Here is a 17,434-nt window from a genome sequence, read left to right as displayed (position 1 = left end):
CATTTTAGCTTTATCTTTGTATTTGATGAAACGAATTTTAATTGCGCCTTTAAATTGGGGATTAGGACATGCCACAAGATGCATTCCTCTTGTAAACGCCCTGATTGCCAACAATTTTGAACCTGTTATTGCCAGTGATGGACAGGCTTTAGAATTGTTGAAAAAAGAATTCCCTAAGCTTCAAGCTTTTGAGCTACCGTCTTACAACATTACTTATGCAAAAAAAGCCAATAGCTTTAAACTAAAATTACTGAAAGATTCACCACACCTTTTAAAAACCATTAAAAGGGAAAAAAAAGTTGTTGAAAGTTTAATTGCATCTGGAGACATTTCGGGTATCATTTCAGATAATCGTTTTGGAGTACGGAGTAAGAAGATTCCATCTGTTTTTGTAACACATCAATTGCAAGTGCTAAGCGGCAGCACAACTTGGTTAAGTAGTAAGTTGCATCAGAAAATAATTTCCAAATTTGATGAATGCTGGGTACCTGATCATATAGGAACAAAAAACCTAAGTGGTGACCTAGGACATCCTGATGGTTACCAATCGGCATTAAAATATATTGGTCCCTTAAGTAGATTTAACAAGCAGGATTTACCCATAAAATACAATCTACTTGTGGTATTATCTGGCCCAGAACCTCAACGTACTTTACTAGAAGAGAAACTTTTGGAGGAATTAAAAGCCTACCGTGGAAACGTATGTTTAGTAAAAGGTATCATAGAACCTGAACAAACTAAAGTTACAAAAGGAAACCTCACCTTATATAATTTTATGACGAGTGTTGAGCTAGAAAAAGCCTTAAATGAAAGTGAATTGGTTTTAAGCCGATCTGGTTACACCTCGATTATGGATTATGCCAAGCTAGAGAAGCAAGCTTTTTTCATCCCTACTCCCGGCCAATTCGAACAAGAGTATTTAGCCCAAAAATTTAATGTTGAAGGTATAGCACCATGCTGCAAACAGAAAGATTTTAAAATAAAATTATTGTCTGAAGTTGAAAATTACTCAGGCTTAAAGTTCTTAAACTACGAGGTTAACTACAAAAAGTTATTCAGCCTTTTCTAACGTAAAGGAAAACTCACTTCCTACGCTCAGTTCACTTTCTACATACATTTTCTCTTCGTGAGCTTCAATAATATGTTTAACAATAGAAAGTCCTAAGCCCGATCCGCCCTCCTTACGAGAACCACTTTTGTCCACTCTGTAGAACCTTTCGAACAAACGTGGTAGATGCTCTTCTTTAATACCTTCACCATTGTCAGTTACTCTTACTATAACTTTACTTTTAATGAGGTTTTCTATACTGATTTCCGTTGTGCCTTTTCTTCTACCATATTTAATGGAGTTGACAATTAAATTAGTAAGAACCTGTTGGATACGTTCTATATCTGCATATACCAAAACCGGCTCAGTATAATCGATATCAAAAGTGAGTGTTATACTTTTCTTTGCGGCTTTCATCTCAAAGAGGTCAAAAACATTCTGAACTAGCTTTACAATATCAAAACGTTCCTTTTTTAAACTAAGGTCACCGACCTCTAATTTGGTGATCATATCTAAATCCTTAATGATATAGGTTAACCGCTCTACTCCTTTACTGGCTCTAGTTAAGTATTTTTTTCTAATCTTTTCGTCGTCAATGCCACCATCTAAAAGTGTATCAATATAACCCTGAACAGTAAATAAAGGAGTCTTTAATTCGTGGGACACATTACCAATAAATTCCTTACGGTATTCTTCCCTAACTTTTAACGTTTCAATCTCTATTTTCTTATCCTTGGCATACTTGTCTATTTCTTTGGTAAGTGTGCCCATATCAGTAGTAATGGGCTGTTGTCTTAAATCTACGGATTCCAATAAGGTAAGGTCATCATAAATTTTCTTTACACGTTTGTAAATGAAACGTTCAACCCTAAATTGTATGATAACAAAGGATAATGAAAAACAAATGAAAGGGAAAAATATAATCTCCCAGTTAAGTGCATTATTATAGTATAAAAAAACACTCACAAGGAGTGTTACAAATAAAGTAACATACAAAGATGTTTTTATGGCAAACTTGTACGTTTTTTTAAGGTTTTTTTTCTGCATTAGTCTACAAACTTGTAACCAACACCCTTAACCGTCTTAAAAGATTTATCCCCTATTTTTTCGCGAAGTTTTCTAATGTGTACATCAATGGTTCTGCCTCCAACAACGACTTCATTTCCCCAGACTTTGTCTAAAATCTCTTCGCGCTTAAATACTTTTCCGGGCTTGGTTGCTAACAAAGATAACAATTCAAACTCTTTTCTTGGCAGTATAATCTCTTCCCCTTTTTTGGTAATTTTATATTCCTCTCTATTAATGACTAAATCACCGATTTTTAGAGATTCGTTTGTGGTTTCACTTTCCTTAAACCTTCTTAGTAGCGCTTTAACTTTACTAATGAGCACTTTGGGCTTTATCGGCTTTGTAATGTAATCATCCGCACCAGCATCAAAACCCGCAACTTGAGAATAGTCCTCACCTCTGGCGGTTAAAAATGTAATTATAGTATTATTGAGCTTAGAATCTTGACGTATGCGCTCACAAGCTTCAATGCCATCCATCTCTGGCATCATAACGTCCAATATAATTAAATGAGGTTTATGTTTTTTGGCTTTTTCAATGGCTTCAAGTCCATTTTCACCAGTTATAACCTGATAACCTTCTGATGATAAATTATACCCTACTATTTCTAAAATGTCTGGTTCGTCATCAACCAATAATATCTTAATATCCTTTTTCTTCACTGTTAAGGTAATTTTAAGCTTCTGTAAAGATAAAATATATCTGTGTTATGATAGCAAAATTTTTAAATTGATAACAATTCGCTAACATTGAAAATCTAATTCACTGTAAATTAAAACACTCTGACCCTTATTATGTTAACATATTGTAAAAAACGGAAATGTTGGTAAAACCATTATAGAAACTCACTATTTGTTAGTATATTTATGAACTAATTTTTAAAAATCAATTATGAAAAAACTTTACATTTTATTATTTGCATTGATTGTTTCTTCAATTTCTTTTGCCCAAGTTTTGGCTGAAGATTTTGATTATGGCAATACAAGTGGAGATTTAACAGCTACCAGTGGTGGTTTATGGAGTAATCATTCTGGGACTACAGCTGTTGCATACGTAGGAGCTCCTACAAGTTTATCTATGACTGATTATCCTTCTTCAGGTGTTGGAGGCCATGTGTCTCTAACAGGTTCAAACTCTGAAGATGTAAACAGAGCATTCACAGATATAACAACAGGTACAGTATATGGAAGTGCATTAGTGAATCTATCGTCGGTTGGGACCGGCAATTATTTCATTCATTTTAATGCTAGTGGATTTAGAGCCAGGGTTGGTGCTCAAGATGATGGAAACGGAGATGTTTTATTTGGTATTGGAACCAGTAGTAGCACTTTAACGTATGGCACAACTGCATATAGCTTAAATACTACTTACTTATTAGTCTTTTCTTATGAAATAGCTACTGGTGTTACTAATTTACACGTGCTTACAGCTGTTACGCCAACTGAGCCAATGACACCCGAGGCAACAAACACAGGTACATCAGGTACAGCTATTAATGCAATTTCTTTTAGACAATCCTCGAATATCCCAGATGTTCTTGTAGATGGCATTCGTGTGGCAACATCTTGGAATGAAATTATGAACGACTCTGCTTGTGATGTCTCCTTGCAGCCTGCGACTTACTCTTGTAATACAAATACACTTGGTGATAATAACGATGGTGTAGTAATTAATATACCTTATACAAATTCTAATGCCGGTATAATGAATGTGACTACAACTTCTGGAGGTACAGTTGGTGGAGATGACCCATCTGGGACTCCTAATGGTACAATTACAATTTCTGGTTTATCTGAAGGTGATGCTTGGGACGTAACCTTAGAAGGTGGTGATTGTGATGGGGTATCGTTATCTGGAATGGTTCCTGCTGCTGAATGTGATCCTGCACCAAATACATGTTTTGATTTGAGTGGTGGAACTGAATTTTTTGAATCAGTTTCTGTAGCAACAAATTCTGACACCGATGAGTGGACTGAAACTTCAGGTACATACAGTATGAATGGTTTCTGTGGAGGTGGATGCATGGAAGAGTCTAACACGTGGCTAATTTTTGGACCACTAGATATGACAAGTGTATCAGATCTTTCTTTAATTTTTGAAGCTACTGAAGGATTTGACGGAACTGAATTAAATATTCAATATACGAATGATTATTCTAGTCTTTGCCCAGATGGTGCCACTTGGACATCTGTTCAAACTATTGCTGATAGTGGTAATTATTCTATTGATATTTCGGGAGCATCAGGTACAGACGCTTTTATTGGAATCCAATATTTAGATTCTGATGGATCTTTCTCTTCCTGGGATCTATCTAACGTAAGCATTGGTGCATTTGGTACATGTCCTACTTTAGGCTCTAGGCCTACTTCTGATTGTGCAGTATGTGATGTTTCATTACAAAGTGAAATATACGTTTGTGCTACTAACACTGCTGGTGATAATAATGATAATGTGACTATAAATATTCCTTACACAGGAGTTGACAATACCATAACATCAGTTACTACTACATCTGCAGGTATTGTTGGTGGTGACGATCCGTCTGGCACTCCAGATGGCACAATTACCATTACAGGATTAAGCGAAGGTGATTTATGGGATATTACTATAAATGGAGGAGACTGTGATGGCACAACCATGTCGGGAGCCGTACCAGCAGCACAATGTGACCCTGTTACTATGGACTTAGTAATTAATGAAATTTTAGCTGATCCTGCAGGAGATATTACTGGTGACGCCAATGGAGATGGAACAAGAGATGGCTCCGATGATGAGTTTGTAGAACTATATAACATTGGCTCAAGTAGTTTAGACATTTCTGGCTTCACTATTGAAGATGGGTTTGGATTAAGACATACCTTCCCTGCGAGTACAGTTGTTCCTGCAAATAGTTTTATCACCGTATTTGGTGGTGGGACACCAACTGGAATTTCTGGTATGGTACAAGTTGCCTCAGAAGGTCAATTAGGATTAAATAACGGTGGTGACGATGTTGTAGTGAAAAATGATTCTGGTGTTGTTGTAGTAACTTACACCTATACTGGTGCCACAGACCAATCTGTTGGTCGTAACCCAGATTTTACTGGTGCTTTTGTTGACCATTCTACAATTGCAGGAAATGGAGGTGCTTTATTCTCACCTGGCCAAGAAAATGATGACCCATCACTTTCTACAAGTGAATTTGACTCAACTTCATTCTCTGTTTACCCTAACCCAACAAACACAGGTTTTGTAACCATAACTTCATCAAATAGTGATGTAATGAGCGTACAAGTGTTTGATATTTTAGGAAAGCAGGTAAAAAGTGAAACTTTAACTGATAACACACTAAATGTATCTAATTTAAATACTGGTGTTTATATTTTGAAGATTACTCAAAACAATGCTTCTACAACTAAAAAATTAGTGATTAGATAAGCTTCTTATTTTCAAGATGATAAAAGCACAGTTATTCCATAACTGTGCTTTTTTTTATCTATTGTTTTATTTATACCCCTTTTAAACGAGCATTGTGATATAATTGTAGTATTTTATCAACCAAATAATCCCTATACTATCATGAAAAAATTCTACACTTTATTTTTATTTCTTTTAACATTTTTTATTTGTTTTGCTCAAAGTCCCGGTGATATCGTAATTACAGAAATTATGAAAGATCCTAGCGCAGTTATTGACGAAAATGGCGAGTGGTTCGAAATTTATAATTCAACAGCATCAGATATAAATATTGATGGCTGGACACTGAAAGACGATGGCACCAATAATTATGTCATAGATGCCACAATAGACCCTATGACTGGTACTGGAGGTCAAACCATTGTACCTGCTGGAGGTTATTTGGTACTTGGTAGAACCTTAGACCTAGTGGTCAATGGAGGTGCTCCAATTGATTATGCTTATCAAAGCAATTTTAATATGGGTAATGGTGCTGATGAGATTGTCCTTGTAACACCAGGTAATATTGAGATTTCTCGAGTTAATTATGATGGAGGTCCAAATTTCCCTGATATGGCTGGCGAAAGTATGCAGTTAAACCCATCATTTTTAAACGAAACAGACAATGATAATGGAGATAATTGGTGTCCATCACTTTCTCCTTACGGAGATGGTGACCTAGGAACACCTGGTGCTGCAAATGAAGTGTGTGCACCTGAGTGTACAATAGATTTTACATCGTTAGATGTAACTTGTGACTCCTTAAATCCAGGGTCAACAGACGACACTTACACTGTTAATTTATCTTATTCCGGAGGTAATGTATCTACAACGTTTATTGTGTCTTCGACAGCAGGAGACGTAAGTGGTGATGATCCTTCTACCGTAGAGTCTGGAACCATTATTGTCTCTAACGTTCCTGAAGGGACAAACATTGACATTACATTAGATGATACTGCTAGTGGAGGTATATGCTTTACTACCGTTAATGTTTCTAGCCCAAGTTGCATACCTGTAGGTAGCATTGATCTTGAGTTTGTAGGTATAATGGACTTTACAGTTCCATCTGGCGGTAGTGACGGTAAAGCAATACATGTCGTTGCAACAGCAGACATTGCAGATTTGAGTGTTTATGGCATTGGAACTGCAGCTAATGGTGGTGGTTCTGACGGCCAAGAATACACATTTGACGCCATAAGTGTTAACAATGGTGATCATATTTTAGTAGCACGAACACCTAGTTCAATGCAACAATATTTAACCCCTAGTGGTTACAGTTTATTTAATGTTGTGCTAATTGCATCAACAGATATAAACATGAATGGCAATGATGGTATTGAATTATTTAAGAATGGAACACTTATAGAAACTTTTGGAGATGTTAACGTGGATGGAACAGGCCAGAGCTGGGAGTATTTAAACTCTTGGGCCTATAAAGAAACTCTAGGATCTGTATGGCCTTCTGGTTGGATGTATGGAACAGTGAATTGTACCGATGGCAGTCAAACAACATTTAGTAGTACTTGTGTTTACCCTTTTGTAGCTTCACTATCAAATGATGAATTTTCCACTAATAAATTTTCAATTTATCCCAATCCTTCAACCACTGGATTTATTAATATTTCATCATACAACAACGATGTAATGAGTGTCCAAGTATTTGATATTTTAGGGAAGCAGGTAAAAAGTGAAACTTTAACGGATAACACACTAAATGTATCTGATTTAAATACTGGTGTTTATATTTTAAGGATTACTCAAAATAATGCCTCTACTACTAAAAAATTAGTGATTAGATAAGCATATTAAATTTTTCGAAAAAGCGTTGTTCACAATTTTGAACAGCGCTTTTTTTATTTTATCTACTTTTGTATTTCGACTACACTCAATAACCAAATCAAATTTTGTTTACAAACTGACTATTTAAGTTTGGTGAAAATTATGATAGATCCTAAAGCCATTTTCAGTATTAAATCAGATGCTCAATTTGAAGCTTTGGCATTGGAAGTTTTTAGATTTCAGTTTGAAAATAATTCTGTTTACCGCTCATTTTGCGACTTACTTTATAAACATCCTTCTGATGTAAAAACCATTGAAGGTATTCCTTTTTTACCCATTCAGTTTTTTAAAAGTCATGATATCTTAAGTTCTAATGATGCTATTGAAAAAACCTTTACAAGTTCTGGCACCACAGGAAGTGTAACAAGTAAGCATTTAGTCACTGACCTCAACCAGTATAAAGCAAGCTATACAAATGGCTTCCAAAGTTTTTACGGAAACGTTGAGGACTATGTAATTTTAGCTTTATTACCTTCTTATCTTGAACGTGATGGGTCCTCGCTAATTTATATGGTAAACGATTTAATACAGCAATCCAATCATCCTGAAAGCGGGTTTTATCTCAACAACCTTGACGAATTAGCACAAAAATTACATCAACTTGAAACTAAAAAACAAAAAACACTTTTAATTGGTGTTTCCTTTGCCTTATTGGATTTAGTGGAACGGTTTAAATTCCATTTAAAACATACAACTATCATGGAAACTGGTGGTATGAAAGGTAGGAGAAAGGAAATCATTAGACAAGAGCTTCATCATATTCTTAAAACTGGTTTTGGTGTTGACAAAATCCATAGCGAATATGGCATGACCGAGCTCTTGAGCCAAGCCTACTCTAAAGGCGATGGTATTTTTGAATGTCCTCCATGGATGAAAGTTTTAACACGAGATACGGAAGACGCACTTTCACTTCAGAAGCCAAACAAAACAGGTGGCATTAACGTTATTGACTTAGCAAATGTGAATTCATGTGCTTTTATTGCCACACAAGATTTAGGTAAAGTTTACGACAACGGTGAATTTGAAATTATTGGCAGATTCGATAATTCTGATATTCGCGGATGTAATTTAATGGCACTGTAAGGAATCCATAAAATTTACGACTAAATATATGCTATCGAAAAGAGAAATTTTCAATAGTTGATTGATTGGTTAGATGTGCCCAAAAGAGATTTTGGGCACTTTTTTTATACTATCTTAATAATATAGGTATTCTTCTTACCTTTATTAATGATAATGTATTTATCATTTATTAAATCTTCAGCAGATAACTGATAATCTTCTTTTACCTTTTCTTTATTAACGGCTATTGAATTTTCCTTTAATGCTCTACGCGCTTCACCATTAGAATTTAAAAAATTCGTTTTTGCTGCTAAAGCTCCAATCATGTCTAACCCTTCCTTAAAATCTGATTGTGACATCTCAGCTTGAGGAACGCCTTCAAACACATCTAAAAAGGTTTTTTCATCCAAAGTTTTAATGTCTTCTTTAAATGATTTACTGAATAAAATGTTTGAGGCTTTCTCGGCATTTTCAAAATCCGCTTTAGAATGTACCATTGTGGTAATTTCTTCTGCCAAACGCTTTTGTAGTACTCTAAAGTGTGGTGCCTTTGAATGTTCAGAAATCAACTCATTTACTTCTGCTTCCGTTAAAAATGTAAATATCTTAATGTATTTTTCAGCGTCTTCATCACTAGAGTTTAGCCAATACTGATAAAATTTATAAGGAGACGTTCTGTTGGCATCTAGCCAAACATTTCCACCTTCAGACTTTCCGAATTTAGAGCCATCGCTTTTTGTAATCAGCGGACATGTAATGGCAAAACCTTTTCCGTTACCGATACGTCTTATCAGTTCGGTACCTGTGGTAATATTTCCCCATTGGTCACTTCCACCCATTTGAATAGTGCAATCATTCGCTCTGTACAAATGCAGAAAATCGTAGCCTTGTACCAATTGGTAAGTAAACTCCGTAAAGCTCATACCATCGCTAGTTGATTCACCAGAAATTCTATTCTTCACAGAATCCTTAGCCATCATATAATTTACCGTGATATGCTTCCCTACGTCTCTAATGAATTCTAAAAATGAGAATTCCTTCATCCAATCGTAATTATTCACTAAAACAGCAGCATTGGCTTCATTGCTTTCAAAATCGAGGAAATGGGACAATTGCTTTTTTATAGCCTCTTGATTATGACGTAAGGTCTTTTCGTCCAAAAGATTACGCTCACTAGATTTACCAGACGGATCACCTATCATGCCTGTTGCACCACCAACCAAAGCTACAGGTTTGTGCCCACAACGTTGGTAATGCGCTAACAACATAATTGGCACCAAATTACCTATATGTAAAGAATCTGCGGTTGGGTCAAAACCAACATACGCACCTCTCATAGCTTCAGCTAAATGCTCTTCTACTCCAGGCATACTTTGGTGCAACATACCTCTCCACTGTAATTCTTCAACAAAATTCTTTCCCATTATAAGATGATTGTAATTCGGTTTTGGCAAAGATATGTTTCCGTACCAAAAGACAAAAGACAATTTTAACGTAATTTTACCTTATGATATTAGTTACAGGCGGAACAGGTTTAGTAGGCTCTCATTTACTTTTTAAGTTAGTGAGCAGTGGAGAAAGTGTGCGTGCCATTTACAGAAGAGAGAAAACCTTAAAACGTGTGAAGCATGTGTTCTCTTATTTTTCTGATGATTATGAATCACTTTTTAATACCATTGATTGGGTAGAAACCGACATTAATGATATTCCAAGATTACAAAAAGCATTTATAAACATTACCCACGTTTACCATTGTGCTGCATTTGTTTCTTTTGAACCTGATAAGTATCACAAATTGCGAAAAATAAACATTGAAGGCACTGCCAATATTGTCAACCTATCGATTAGTAATTCGGTTAAAAAACTGTGCTATGTGAGTTCTATAGCTGCTATTGGCCATCATGAAGATTCTGAAAAACTAATAAATGAAAAAACCGAGTGGAACCCTGAAGACGATAACAGCGTTTATGCGATAACTAAATACGGAGCTGAGCTAGAAGTTTGGAGAGGTACACAAGAAGGTTTGGATGCCGTTATTGTAAACCCTGGGATAATCTTAGGAGCAGGCTATTGGAAAGGTGGTAGTAGCGGCAACCTTTTTAGAAGAATATATAATGGCATGCGCTATTACACTGGTGGTATCGTTGGCTACGTGGATGTTTTTGATGTTGTTAATGCCATGATTAAATTGATGAAAAGTGATATAAAAAATGAGAACTTTATTTTAGTATCAGAGAACCTTAGCTTTAAAAGTTTTCAATATAACGTAGCAGAAACACTAAATGTGGATCCGCCTAAAAAAGAAGCTAAAGCCTTGTTGTTGAATTTAGCCTGGCGTTTGGATTGGTTAAAGCATATATTATTTGGCACAAGACGTAGTCTGTCTAAACAAGCAGCGAAATCAGCCATGAGCATCACAAAGTATGACAATTCTAAACTAAAAAATACTCTAGGTTTTGATTTTAAACCGATTGACAAATCGATTGAGGAAATATGTGAACTTTACCTAAAAGATTTAAAAGCAGAGGAAAATTAATTATTTGGGTTTTTTAACCCTTTTGTCTTTGGGTCTTTCTTTTTTCTGTTGGCTTTTGTTATTGAGTCTCTTCTTCGTTTGGCAGCCTGGCCTTCAATTCTTTCCTGTTCTTCAAACTCTAATTTTTCCTTTTCCAATCTTTCTTTAACTTTTTCAACTATGCCTCTATATTCATCTGCATTAAAGGCATAATATGCATTGCTATTGGCAAATTGTGCACTATCAATGTTGTGTTTGGTCAGCAAATAGGTTTCTGGCACCACTCCATTTTCCTCCAATATTTTTCTGTTAACACCTTTAGCAGCATTCATAATATACAAATCGTATAAAATGTGCTCCATTTTATCCATAGAAATAAGATTATCTGGTTTTTTGGGTTTTTCCTTGCTATTGCAAGCCAAGACCAAAAGACCTAAAATGAATAAAACACCTATCTTTTTCATATTATCGATTAAAAGTTAAACGACGCCCTGCTTTAACGTCTAAAACCTTAAAGTTGTTATATGCCAGTTCCCCATTTACAAAGGTATGGGTTATTCTACTTTTAAATGTATTGCCTTCAAAAGGAGACCAACCACATTTATAAAGTATGTTACTTTTATTTACTGTCCAAGGGCTTTTGAGGTCTACAATTACCAAATCTGCATAATACCCTTCCCTTATGTAACCTCTTTTTTCAACATCGAATAATATAGCAGGATTATGACATGCTTTTTCTACAATTTTTTCTATTGAAATTTTACCTTGATGATGCATTTCCAAAAGAGCTACCAAAGCATGCTGTACTAATGGCCCACCAGAAGGAGCACTTGTATAAGGATTATCTTTTTCTTCTAAAGTATGTGGTGCGTGATCTGTTGCAATAACATCTATTCTATCATCCAACAATGCTTTTAAAAGCTGTTCTCTATCTTTTGAAGTTTTTACTGCCGGATTCCATTTGATATGGCTTCCTTTTCTCGCATAGTCTTCATCAGAAAACCACAAATGATGTATACAAACCTCTGCTGTTATTTTTTTATCTTTTAGTGGTATTTTATTTGAAAACAAGCTCGTCTCCTTTCCTGTAGAAAGATGAAATACATGTAATCTTGCGCCAGTTTTCTTTGCGAGTTCAATAGCTTTTGATGATGAAATGTAACAAGCCTCTTCGCTCCTAATAATTGGATGCTTTTCCATAGGAATATCATCTCCATACTCAGCGATATGCGCTTCAAGATTCTTTTTTATCGTTGCTTCATCTTCACAGTGTACGGAAATCACCATATCTGTACTTGAGAATATCTTTTCGATGACTGCAGGATCATCAACCAACATATTCCCTGTGGAAGAACCTAAAAACAATTTTAAACCTGCGACGGTTTTAGAATCTACCTTTAAAATCTCATCCAAGTTATCATTGGTTCCGCCAAACATAAACGAATAATTGGCATGCGATGATTTAGATGCAATTTCAAACTTCTCCTCTAGCTTTTCTACAGTTGTGGTTTGTGGTTTGGTATTCGGCATTTCTATAAAAGATGTAATCCCACCTGCTAAAGCCGCCTTTGATTCCGTTTCTATATTTGCCTTGTGTGTAAGTCCTGGTTCTCTAAAATGAACCTGGTCGTCTATCATACCAGGTAAAACATAGTTGCCTTCTGCATCAATAACAGTTATTTCAGAGGACTTTACGCTTATTGAGGAAGCTATTTCCTTTATAATATCATTTTCAATAAGTATATCGCCTTCAATAGTTTGCCCTTCATTGACAATTTTAGCGTTCTTAATTATAGTGTGTTTCCTCATTGTACTATTTAGAAAATAAACTTTTTAACTTTAAACTAATAACTCCAAAGACAGCCTCCGAAATTATACTTCCGCTCATTTTAGACTTGCCCTTAACCCTATCTTTAAATATAACAGGAATTTCAGTGATTTTGAAACCTTTTTCGTGAGCTTTAAATTTCATTTCAATTTGAAACGCATATCCCACAAATCTCACTTTATTCAAATTTATAGCTTCTAGCACGGCTCTTTTATAACAAATAAAGCCTGCTGTAGAATCCTTAACTTTCATTCTTGTTATAAACCGTACATATCTCGATGCTCCATAGGACAAGAGAATTCTGGTCAACGGCCAATTAACAACCGTGATACCTTTAACGTATCTAGAGCCAACAGCAATATCTGCACCGTCAACATCACAAGCCTTATAGAGTTTTATTAAATCATTTGGATTATGTGAAAAATCAGCATCCATCTCAAAAATATACTCGTAATGCTGTTTTAAGGCCCATTCAAATCCGGCAATGTACGCACGTCCTAAACCATTTTTCTTATCGCGTTCTAGTAAAAAAAGTTGGTCTGGAAATTCGATTTGTAAAGTTTTGACTTGCTCAGCTGTTCCATCTGGGGAATTATCATCCACTACCAGGACATGAAAAACCTTCTCTTGTGAAAACACTGCACGGATAATGGCTTCGATGTTTTCAATCTCATTATATGTTGGAATGATGACAAGTGCGTCAGACATTTGCATACTTTTAAACACGTTTAGGTGCTAACTTTAGAGTTAGGACAAAAGTAAAGTTTTTAATGGATTATAAACTGTTATAACTTTCATAAGATTTTGTTGAACCAAGAAATACCTCAATTGCTTTTTTATGCCTAATAATTCTTTATAATTTAGCAACATGCGAAATTTTATTACCTACGAGTGGTTTACAATCTTTACAGTTTTAGGGCTGGTGTTTATTGTCGCAGCTAAATATGTCAATACCTTTAGGTTTAATGATTTCCTTTCGGTGATAGGTAATTCTAAATATTTAAAGATTTATAGCAAGGACCAGAAGTTTGTTGATTTATTTGATGGCCTTCTGTTTTTAAACTTCTCAATGTCTGTGGGCGTTTTTTTGTTTTTTTGCTATTCAACTTTTATTTCTCCATTAACTTTTGAATTGGTTTGGTTCTTAAAATTGCTTTTGGCAATTGCTACAATAGTTATTATTAAAACCTTGTTAGAGCGGCTTATTGGAAGTCTTTTTGAAATAGACGCGTTAGTTGATGATTACTTATTTCAAAAAACAACCTTTATCAACTATTCTGGGCTATTATTTTTGGTTGCAAATCTTTTTCTTCTATACACAAAAAATTATGCAGATGTTATTATAATAGCAACGTTTTCTTTGATTTGTTTTATAAACCTCATCGGATTTATAACTTCTTTAAAAAACAATCAAAAAATAATTAATCTCAATATTTTCTATTTTTTATTGTATCTTTGCGCTCTCGAAATTGCGCCTTATGTGCTTTTATATAAGGTAATTAGAGAGTATAACGTTTAAAACAAAGGGGTTTCCGTATGAAAGTGAAAACAATTTTAGTATCGCAACCAGAACCTAAAATAGAGAACTCTCCATATTTTGACTTGCAAGAAAAGCAAAAAGTTAAAGTTGACTTCAGACCTTTTATTCATGTAGAAGGTGTTTCTGCAAAAGAAATTAGACAGCAAAAAATAGACCTTACCAAGTTTACTGCCATTATATTAACCAGTAGAAATTCAGTAGATCATTTCTTTAGAGTAGCAGAAGAAATGCGCTTTAAAGTGCCTGATACATTAAAGTATTTCTGCCAATCTGAGGCTGTCGCTTATTATCTTCAGAAGTATGTTGTTTACAGAAAGCGTAAGATATATGTAGGTAAGCGTAATTTTGCGGATTTAATTCCTTTGATTAAAAAATACAAGGACGAAACATTTTTGTTGCCGACTACAGATAAAGTAAAGCCTGTAATTCCTGAAACCTTAAATGATTTAAAGGTAAACTGGACACAGGCAACTTTTTATAAAACTGTTATTAGTGATTTATCGGATTTGGCCAATGTATACTACGATATTTTAGTGTTCTTTAGTCCTTCTGGTATAGAATCTTTATTCCATAATTTCCCTGACTTTAAACAGAACGATACGCGTATCGCAGTGTTTGGAAATACAACAGTACAAGCGGTTAAAGAAAAAGGATTGCGTGTGGATATTGCAGCACCAACGCCCGAAACACCTTCTATGACAATGGCTTTACAGAAGTACATTGATGCTGTTAACAAAGGCAAATAAAAAATATGATTTTATTAAAAAGCCCAATTGAGAATTCAATTGGGCTTTTTTTTATAGCTTAACTTCATAAGCTCTATAAATAGTTTGGTCTTTATCCTTTAAATCTACCATATAGATTTTAGATGCACTATTTAAAATTTTGCTAAAGCTCTTAAATTCTGAATTTATAAAGTCTTCATAGTTAATAATGTTGCCGTCTGATAAATTATCCAACGATTCTTCTTCATGCATATAGGAAAAATGATAGAGAGTTATTTTTCCTTTTTTTGCCACTGGTATCTTCTCAAGATTCCTATTAATTTCTCCATCATCATCAACTAACAATTCATACTTAAAGTTCTCAGAAGCTAGGTCTTTAGATAGTTTGAACGTTTTTATTAGTACTGAGTCATTCACCTTTTTATCAATAACGTGCATTTCGTTATTTTCAGAATTGAACACTAAGTAAAGATTGTATTTAGTCTTGGATTGAGCATTACTTATTTGATTGAAAACCAAAAGAAGCAAAATAGCGAGGGAAAATCTTTTCATTTTATGAAAATTAAAAATCCAATATATAAAATGTTTGCCTCTTTCTATTGTATAGCTCTTAAATATTTTACTTTCAACTAGTTATAATAAATAAAAAAGCGACTCTGAATCAGAGTCGCTTTTTTTAATTGTCTATTTAAGATGAGCGTTAAAACGCATAGCGTTGTGGTCCTCCACGTCTTATTTCCTCAGAAGCATAAGACTCAAATTTCTTAAAGTTCTCTCTAAACGCGTTGGTTAATTTAAATGCCATGGTATAGTATGCTTTATCATCATTCCATGTTTTTCTAGGACTCAACACTTCAGTTGGCACTCCTGGACATGTTCTTGGTTGGGCAACTCCAAACACAGAGTGGATATGATAATCTTCGTATGTATAATCACCAAGGTCTCCATTAAGAGCCGCATTGATCATAGCACGCGTATATTTTAGTTTCATACGTGTACCTACTCCATAAGGACCACCTGTCCAACCCGTATTTACCAACCATACATTTACACCTGCATCTTTCATCTTTTTACTTAGCATATCTGCATATTCTGTTGGATGCAATGGCATAAAAGGTGCTCCAAAGCAAGCCGAGAAACTTGGTACAGGCTCTACAACACCAGCTTCTGTACCAGCAACTTTAGCTGTATAACCAGAAATAAAATGGTAAGCCGCTTGTGCAGGTGTCAGTTTAGAAATTGGAGGCAGTACGCCAAATGCATCAGCCGTTAAGAAAAATATATTCTTCGGGTTTTTCCCTATAGAAGGGGTTTTAATATTTTCAATATGGTAAATAGGATAGCTTACTCTGGTATTCTGAGTTATTGACGTATCAGCAAAATCTACATTGCCCTTATCATCCATAATAACATTTTCGAGAATAGCACCCTTTTTAATGGCTCCGTAAATTTCTGGTTCTTGTTCTTGCGATAGGTTAATTACTTTAGCATAGCAACCACCTTCAAAATTAAACACCGTATTCTCGTTGGTCCAACCGTGCTCGTCATCACCAATTAAACTACGATTGGCATCTGTTGATAAGGTTGTTTTTCCTGTACCTGATAAACCAAAGAAAATAGCCGTATCACCATCCTTACCAACATTTGCACTACAGTGCATTGGTAACGTATTCTTAAATACAGGCAATTCAAAATTTAAAGCAGAAAAGATTCCCTTTTTAATTTCACCTGTATATCCTGTACCTCCAATGATAGCAGTCTTTTTGGTAAAATTAAGAATGGCAAAATTGTGCTGACGCGTACCATCCTCCTCAGGTACGGCCATAAAACCTGGAGCGTTAATTACGGTCCATTCTGGAGAAAAATCCTGTAATTCTTCTTCCGTTGGGCGCAAAAACATATTATATGCAAACATATTGCTCCAAGGATACTCATTGATCACTCGGATATTTGTTTTATACATTGGGTCTGCACAGGCATAACTATCTCTAACATAAACCTCTTTACCAGACAAGTAATCAGTAATTTTATCGTAAAGTTTATCAAACTTCTCACTTTCAAAAGGGATATTGATATTTCCCCACCAAACTTTATCCTTGGTAATATCATCCTTTACTATAAAACGATCTTGAGGCGAACGTCCTGTAAATTCACCTGTATTTACAGCTAGTGCACCAGAAGAGGCTTCAACACCTTGGCCTTTCGCTATAGTTTCGGCATGAAGTTGATCTGGAGTTAATTGGTAGTTAATTTTGGCATTTTTGATACCGTAATTGTCTAACGAAATCGTTTTCGTTTTTTGTGTATGGTTTACCATAATTTTTGTGTTGTTTAGGGTGCAAAATTATAACTTTATTTTAAAACTACACCTTAG

15 protein-coding genes are annotated in these 17,434 nt (G+C 35.0%); 7 read left to right on the top strand and 8 right to left on the bottom strand.

The window, feature by feature from the left end; all coding sequences use genetic code 11:
* The first annotated feature begins 25 nt into the window (after nt 1-25).
* Nucleotides 26-1,069, top strand: a complete 1,044-nt coding sequence (locus tag SIB89_RS10940; protein ID WP_412559795.1) for a glycosyltransferase — start codon at nt 26-28, stop codon at nt 1,067-1,069.
* On the opposite strand, the gene SIB89_RS10935 is transcribed toward SIB89_RS10940, so the two are convergent.
* Both SIB89_RS10935 and SIB89_RS10930 read right to left on the bottom strand, forming a co-directional pair.
* Complete coding sequence (locus tag SIB89_RS10935; RefSeq protein WP_412559794.1) at nt 1,052-2,095, bottom strand: sensor histidine kinase; 1,044 nt, start codon at nt 2,093-2,095, stop codon at nt 1,052-1,054. The genes SIB89_RS10940 and SIB89_RS10935 overlap by 18 nt on opposite strands.
* Nucleotides 2,095-2,778, bottom strand: coding sequence for a response regulator transcription factor (locus SIB89_RS10930; protein WP_412559793.1), 684 nt, complete (start codon nt 2,776-2,778; stop codon nt 2,095-2,097). Before SIB89_RS10930 ends, SIB89_RS10935 begins: the two co-directional genes overlap by 1 nt.
* Before the next feature lie 229 nt (nt 2,779-3,007).
* Between SIB89_RS10930 and SIB89_RS10925 the strand changes: the two genes are divergently transcribed.
* The 3 genes from SIB89_RS10925 to SIB89_RS10915 all read left to right on the top strand — a co-directional run bounded on the left by SIB89_RS10925 (nt 3,008) and on the right by SIB89_RS10915 (nt 8,473).
* A complete protein-coding gene (locus tag SIB89_RS10925; protein ID WP_412559792.1) occupies nt 3,008-5,533 on the top strand; it encodes a T9SS type A sorting domain-containing protein in 2,526 nt (841 codons plus the stop codon).
* A 141-nt stretch (nt 5,534-5,674) separates the two neighbouring features.
* A complete protein-coding gene (locus SIB89_RS10920; RefSeq protein WP_412559791.1) occupies nt 5,675-7,351 on the top strand; it encodes a lamin tail domain-containing protein in 1,677 nt (558 codons plus the stop codon).
* 141 nt (nt 7,352-7,492) lie between these two features.
* Nucleotides 7,493-8,473: an acyl transferase gene (locus tag SIB89_RS10915; RefSeq protein ID WP_412559790.1), complete on the top strand. Its 981-nt coding sequence runs from the start codon at nt 7,493-7,495 to the stop codon at nt 8,471-8,473.
* Nucleotides 8,474-8,577: 104 nt separating this feature from the next.
* Here SIB89_RS10915 and tyrS read toward each other — a convergent pair whose 3' ends face one another.
* Nucleotides 8,578-9,876, bottom strand: a complete 1,299-nt coding sequence (gene tyrS, locus SIB89_RS10910) for a tyrosine--tRNA ligase (protein WP_412559789.1) — start codon at nt 9,874-9,876, stop codon at nt 8,578-8,580.
* A gap of 83 nt (nt 9,877-9,959) precedes the next feature.
* On the opposite strand from tyrS, the gene SIB89_RS10905 reads away from it, so the two are divergent.
* The gene (locus tag SIB89_RS10905; RefSeq protein WP_412559788.1) at nt 9,960-10,988 is read left to right on the top strand and encodes an NAD-dependent epimerase/dehydratase family protein; all 1,029 of its coding nucleotides are present in this window, start codon (nt 9,960-9,962) and stop codon (nt 10,986-10,988) included.
* On the opposite strand, the gene SIB89_RS10900 is transcribed toward SIB89_RS10905, so the two are convergent.
* The 3 genes from SIB89_RS10900 to SIB89_RS10890 are packed head-to-tail and all read right to left on the bottom strand — an operon-like array spanning nt 10,985 to nt 13,503.
* Nucleotides 10,985-11,431, bottom strand: coding sequence for a DUF4296 domain-containing protein (locus SIB89_RS10900; RefSeq protein ID WP_155088142.1), 447 nt, complete (start codon nt 11,429-11,431; stop codon nt 10,985-10,987). The genes SIB89_RS10905 and SIB89_RS10900 overlap by 4 nt on opposite strands.
* 1 nt (nt 11,432) lies before the next feature.
* Nucleotides 11,433-12,776: a dihydroorotase gene (locus tag SIB89_RS10895; protein WP_412559787.1), complete on the bottom strand. Its 1,344-nt coding sequence runs from the start codon at nt 12,774-12,776 to the stop codon at nt 11,433-11,435.
* Nucleotides 12,777-12,780: 4 nt separating this feature from the next.
* Entirely contained in the window at nt 12,781-13,503 is a 723-nt protein-coding gene (locus SIB89_RS10890) for a polyprenol monophosphomannose synthase (RefSeq protein WP_155088140.1), read from the bottom strand.
* Nucleotides 13,504-13,663: 160 nt separating this feature from the next.
* Here SIB89_RS10890 and SIB89_RS10885 point away from each other — a divergent pair, with 160 nt between their 5' ends.
* Together SIB89_RS10885 and SIB89_RS10880 are read left to right on the top strand one after the other, a co-directional pair.
* On the top strand, nt 13,664-14,314 hold the full coding sequence (locus tag SIB89_RS10885; RefSeq protein ID WP_155088139.1) for a DUF4271 domain-containing protein: 651 nt from the start codon (nt 13,664-13,666) through the stop codon (nt 14,312-14,314).
* Nucleotides 14,315-14,331: 17 nt separating this feature from the next.
* The gene (locus SIB89_RS10880; protein ID WP_273292009.1) at nt 14,332-15,081 is read left to right on the top strand and encodes a uroporphyrinogen-III synthase; all 750 of its coding nucleotides are present in this window, start codon (nt 14,332-14,334) and stop codon (nt 15,079-15,081) included.
* Nucleotides 15,082-15,132: 51 nt separating this feature from the next.
* On the opposite strand, the gene SIB89_RS10875 is transcribed toward SIB89_RS10880, so the two are convergent.
* Together SIB89_RS10875 and pckA are read right to left on the bottom strand one after the other, a co-directional pair.
* Nucleotides 15,133-15,612, bottom strand: a complete 480-nt coding sequence (locus SIB89_RS10875; protein ID WP_412559786.1) for a hypothetical protein — start codon at nt 15,610-15,612, stop codon at nt 15,133-15,135.
* A 148-nt stretch (nt 15,613-15,760) separates the two neighbouring features.
* On the bottom strand, nt 15,761-17,377 hold the full coding sequence (gene pckA / locus SIB89_RS10870; protein WP_412559785.1) for a phosphoenolpyruvate carboxykinase (ATP): 1,617 nt from the start codon (nt 17,375-17,377) through the stop codon (nt 15,761-15,763).
* Nucleotides 17,378-17,434 lie beyond the last annotated feature (57 nt).

This window comes from Winogradskyella sp. MIT101101 (genome assembly GCF_047126865.1).
In the GTDB taxonomy this organism is placed as follows: Bacteria; Bacteroidota; Bacteroidia; order Flavobacteriales; family Flavobacteriaceae; genus Winogradskyella; species Winogradskyella ouciana.
This window is presented reverse-complemented; position numbering and strand designations above follow the sequence as displayed.

Bases quoted from the DNA above. Each gene is read 5' to 3' on its own strand.
- SIB89_RS10885 (WP_155088139.1), top strand. From the start codon at position 13,664: ATGCGAAATTTTATTACCTACGAGTGGTTTACAATCTTTACAGTTTTA.
- SIB89_RS10880 (WP_273292009.1), top strand. From the start codon at position 14,332: ATGAAAGTGAAAACAATTTTAGTATCGCAACCAGAACCTAAAATAGAG.
- pckA (WP_412559785.1), bottom strand. From the start codon at position 17,377: ATGGTAAACCATACACAAAAAACGAAAACGATTTCGTTAGACAATTAC.
- SIB89_RS10875 (WP_412559786.1), bottom strand. From the start codon at position 15,612: ATGAAAAGATTTTCCCTCGCTATTTTGCTTCTTTTGGTTTTCAATCAA.
- SIB89_RS10905 (WP_412559788.1), top strand. From the start codon at position 9,960: ATGATATTAGTTACAGGCGGAACAGGTTTAGTAGGCTCTCATTTACTT.
- SIB89_RS10915 (WP_412559790.1), top strand. From the start codon at position 7,493: ATGATAGATCCTAAAGCCATTTTCAGTATTAAATCAGATGCTCAATTT.
- SIB89_RS10920 (WP_412559791.1), top strand. From the start codon at position 5,675: ATGAAAAAATTCTACACTTTATTTTTATTTCTTTTAACATTTTTTATT.
- SIB89_RS10925 (WP_412559792.1), top strand. From the start codon at position 3,008: ATGAAAAAACTTTACATTTTATTATTTGCATTGATTGTTTCTTCAATT.
- SIB89_RS10940 (WP_412559795.1), top strand. From the start codon at position 26: ATGAAACGAATTTTAATTGCGCCTTTAAATTGGGGATTAGGACATGCC.
- SIB89_RS10890 (WP_155088140.1), bottom strand. From the start codon at position 13,503: ATGTCTGACGCACTTGTCATCATTCCAACATATAATGAGATTGAAAAC.
- SIB89_RS10935 (WP_412559794.1), bottom strand. From the start codon at position 2,095: ATGCAGAAAAAAAACCTTAAAAAAACGTACAAGTTTGCCATAAAAACA.
- tyrS (WP_412559789.1), bottom strand. From the start codon at position 9,876: ATGGGAAAGAATTTTGTTGAAGAATTACAGTGGAGAGGTATGTTGCAC.
- SIB89_RS10900 (WP_155088142.1), bottom strand. From the start codon at position 11,431: ATGAAAAAGATAGGTGTTTTATTCATTTTAGGTCTTTTGGTCTTGGCT.
- SIB89_RS10895 (WP_412559787.1), bottom strand. From the start codon at position 12,776: ATGAGGAAACACACTATAATTAAGAACGCTAAAATTGTCAATGAAGGG.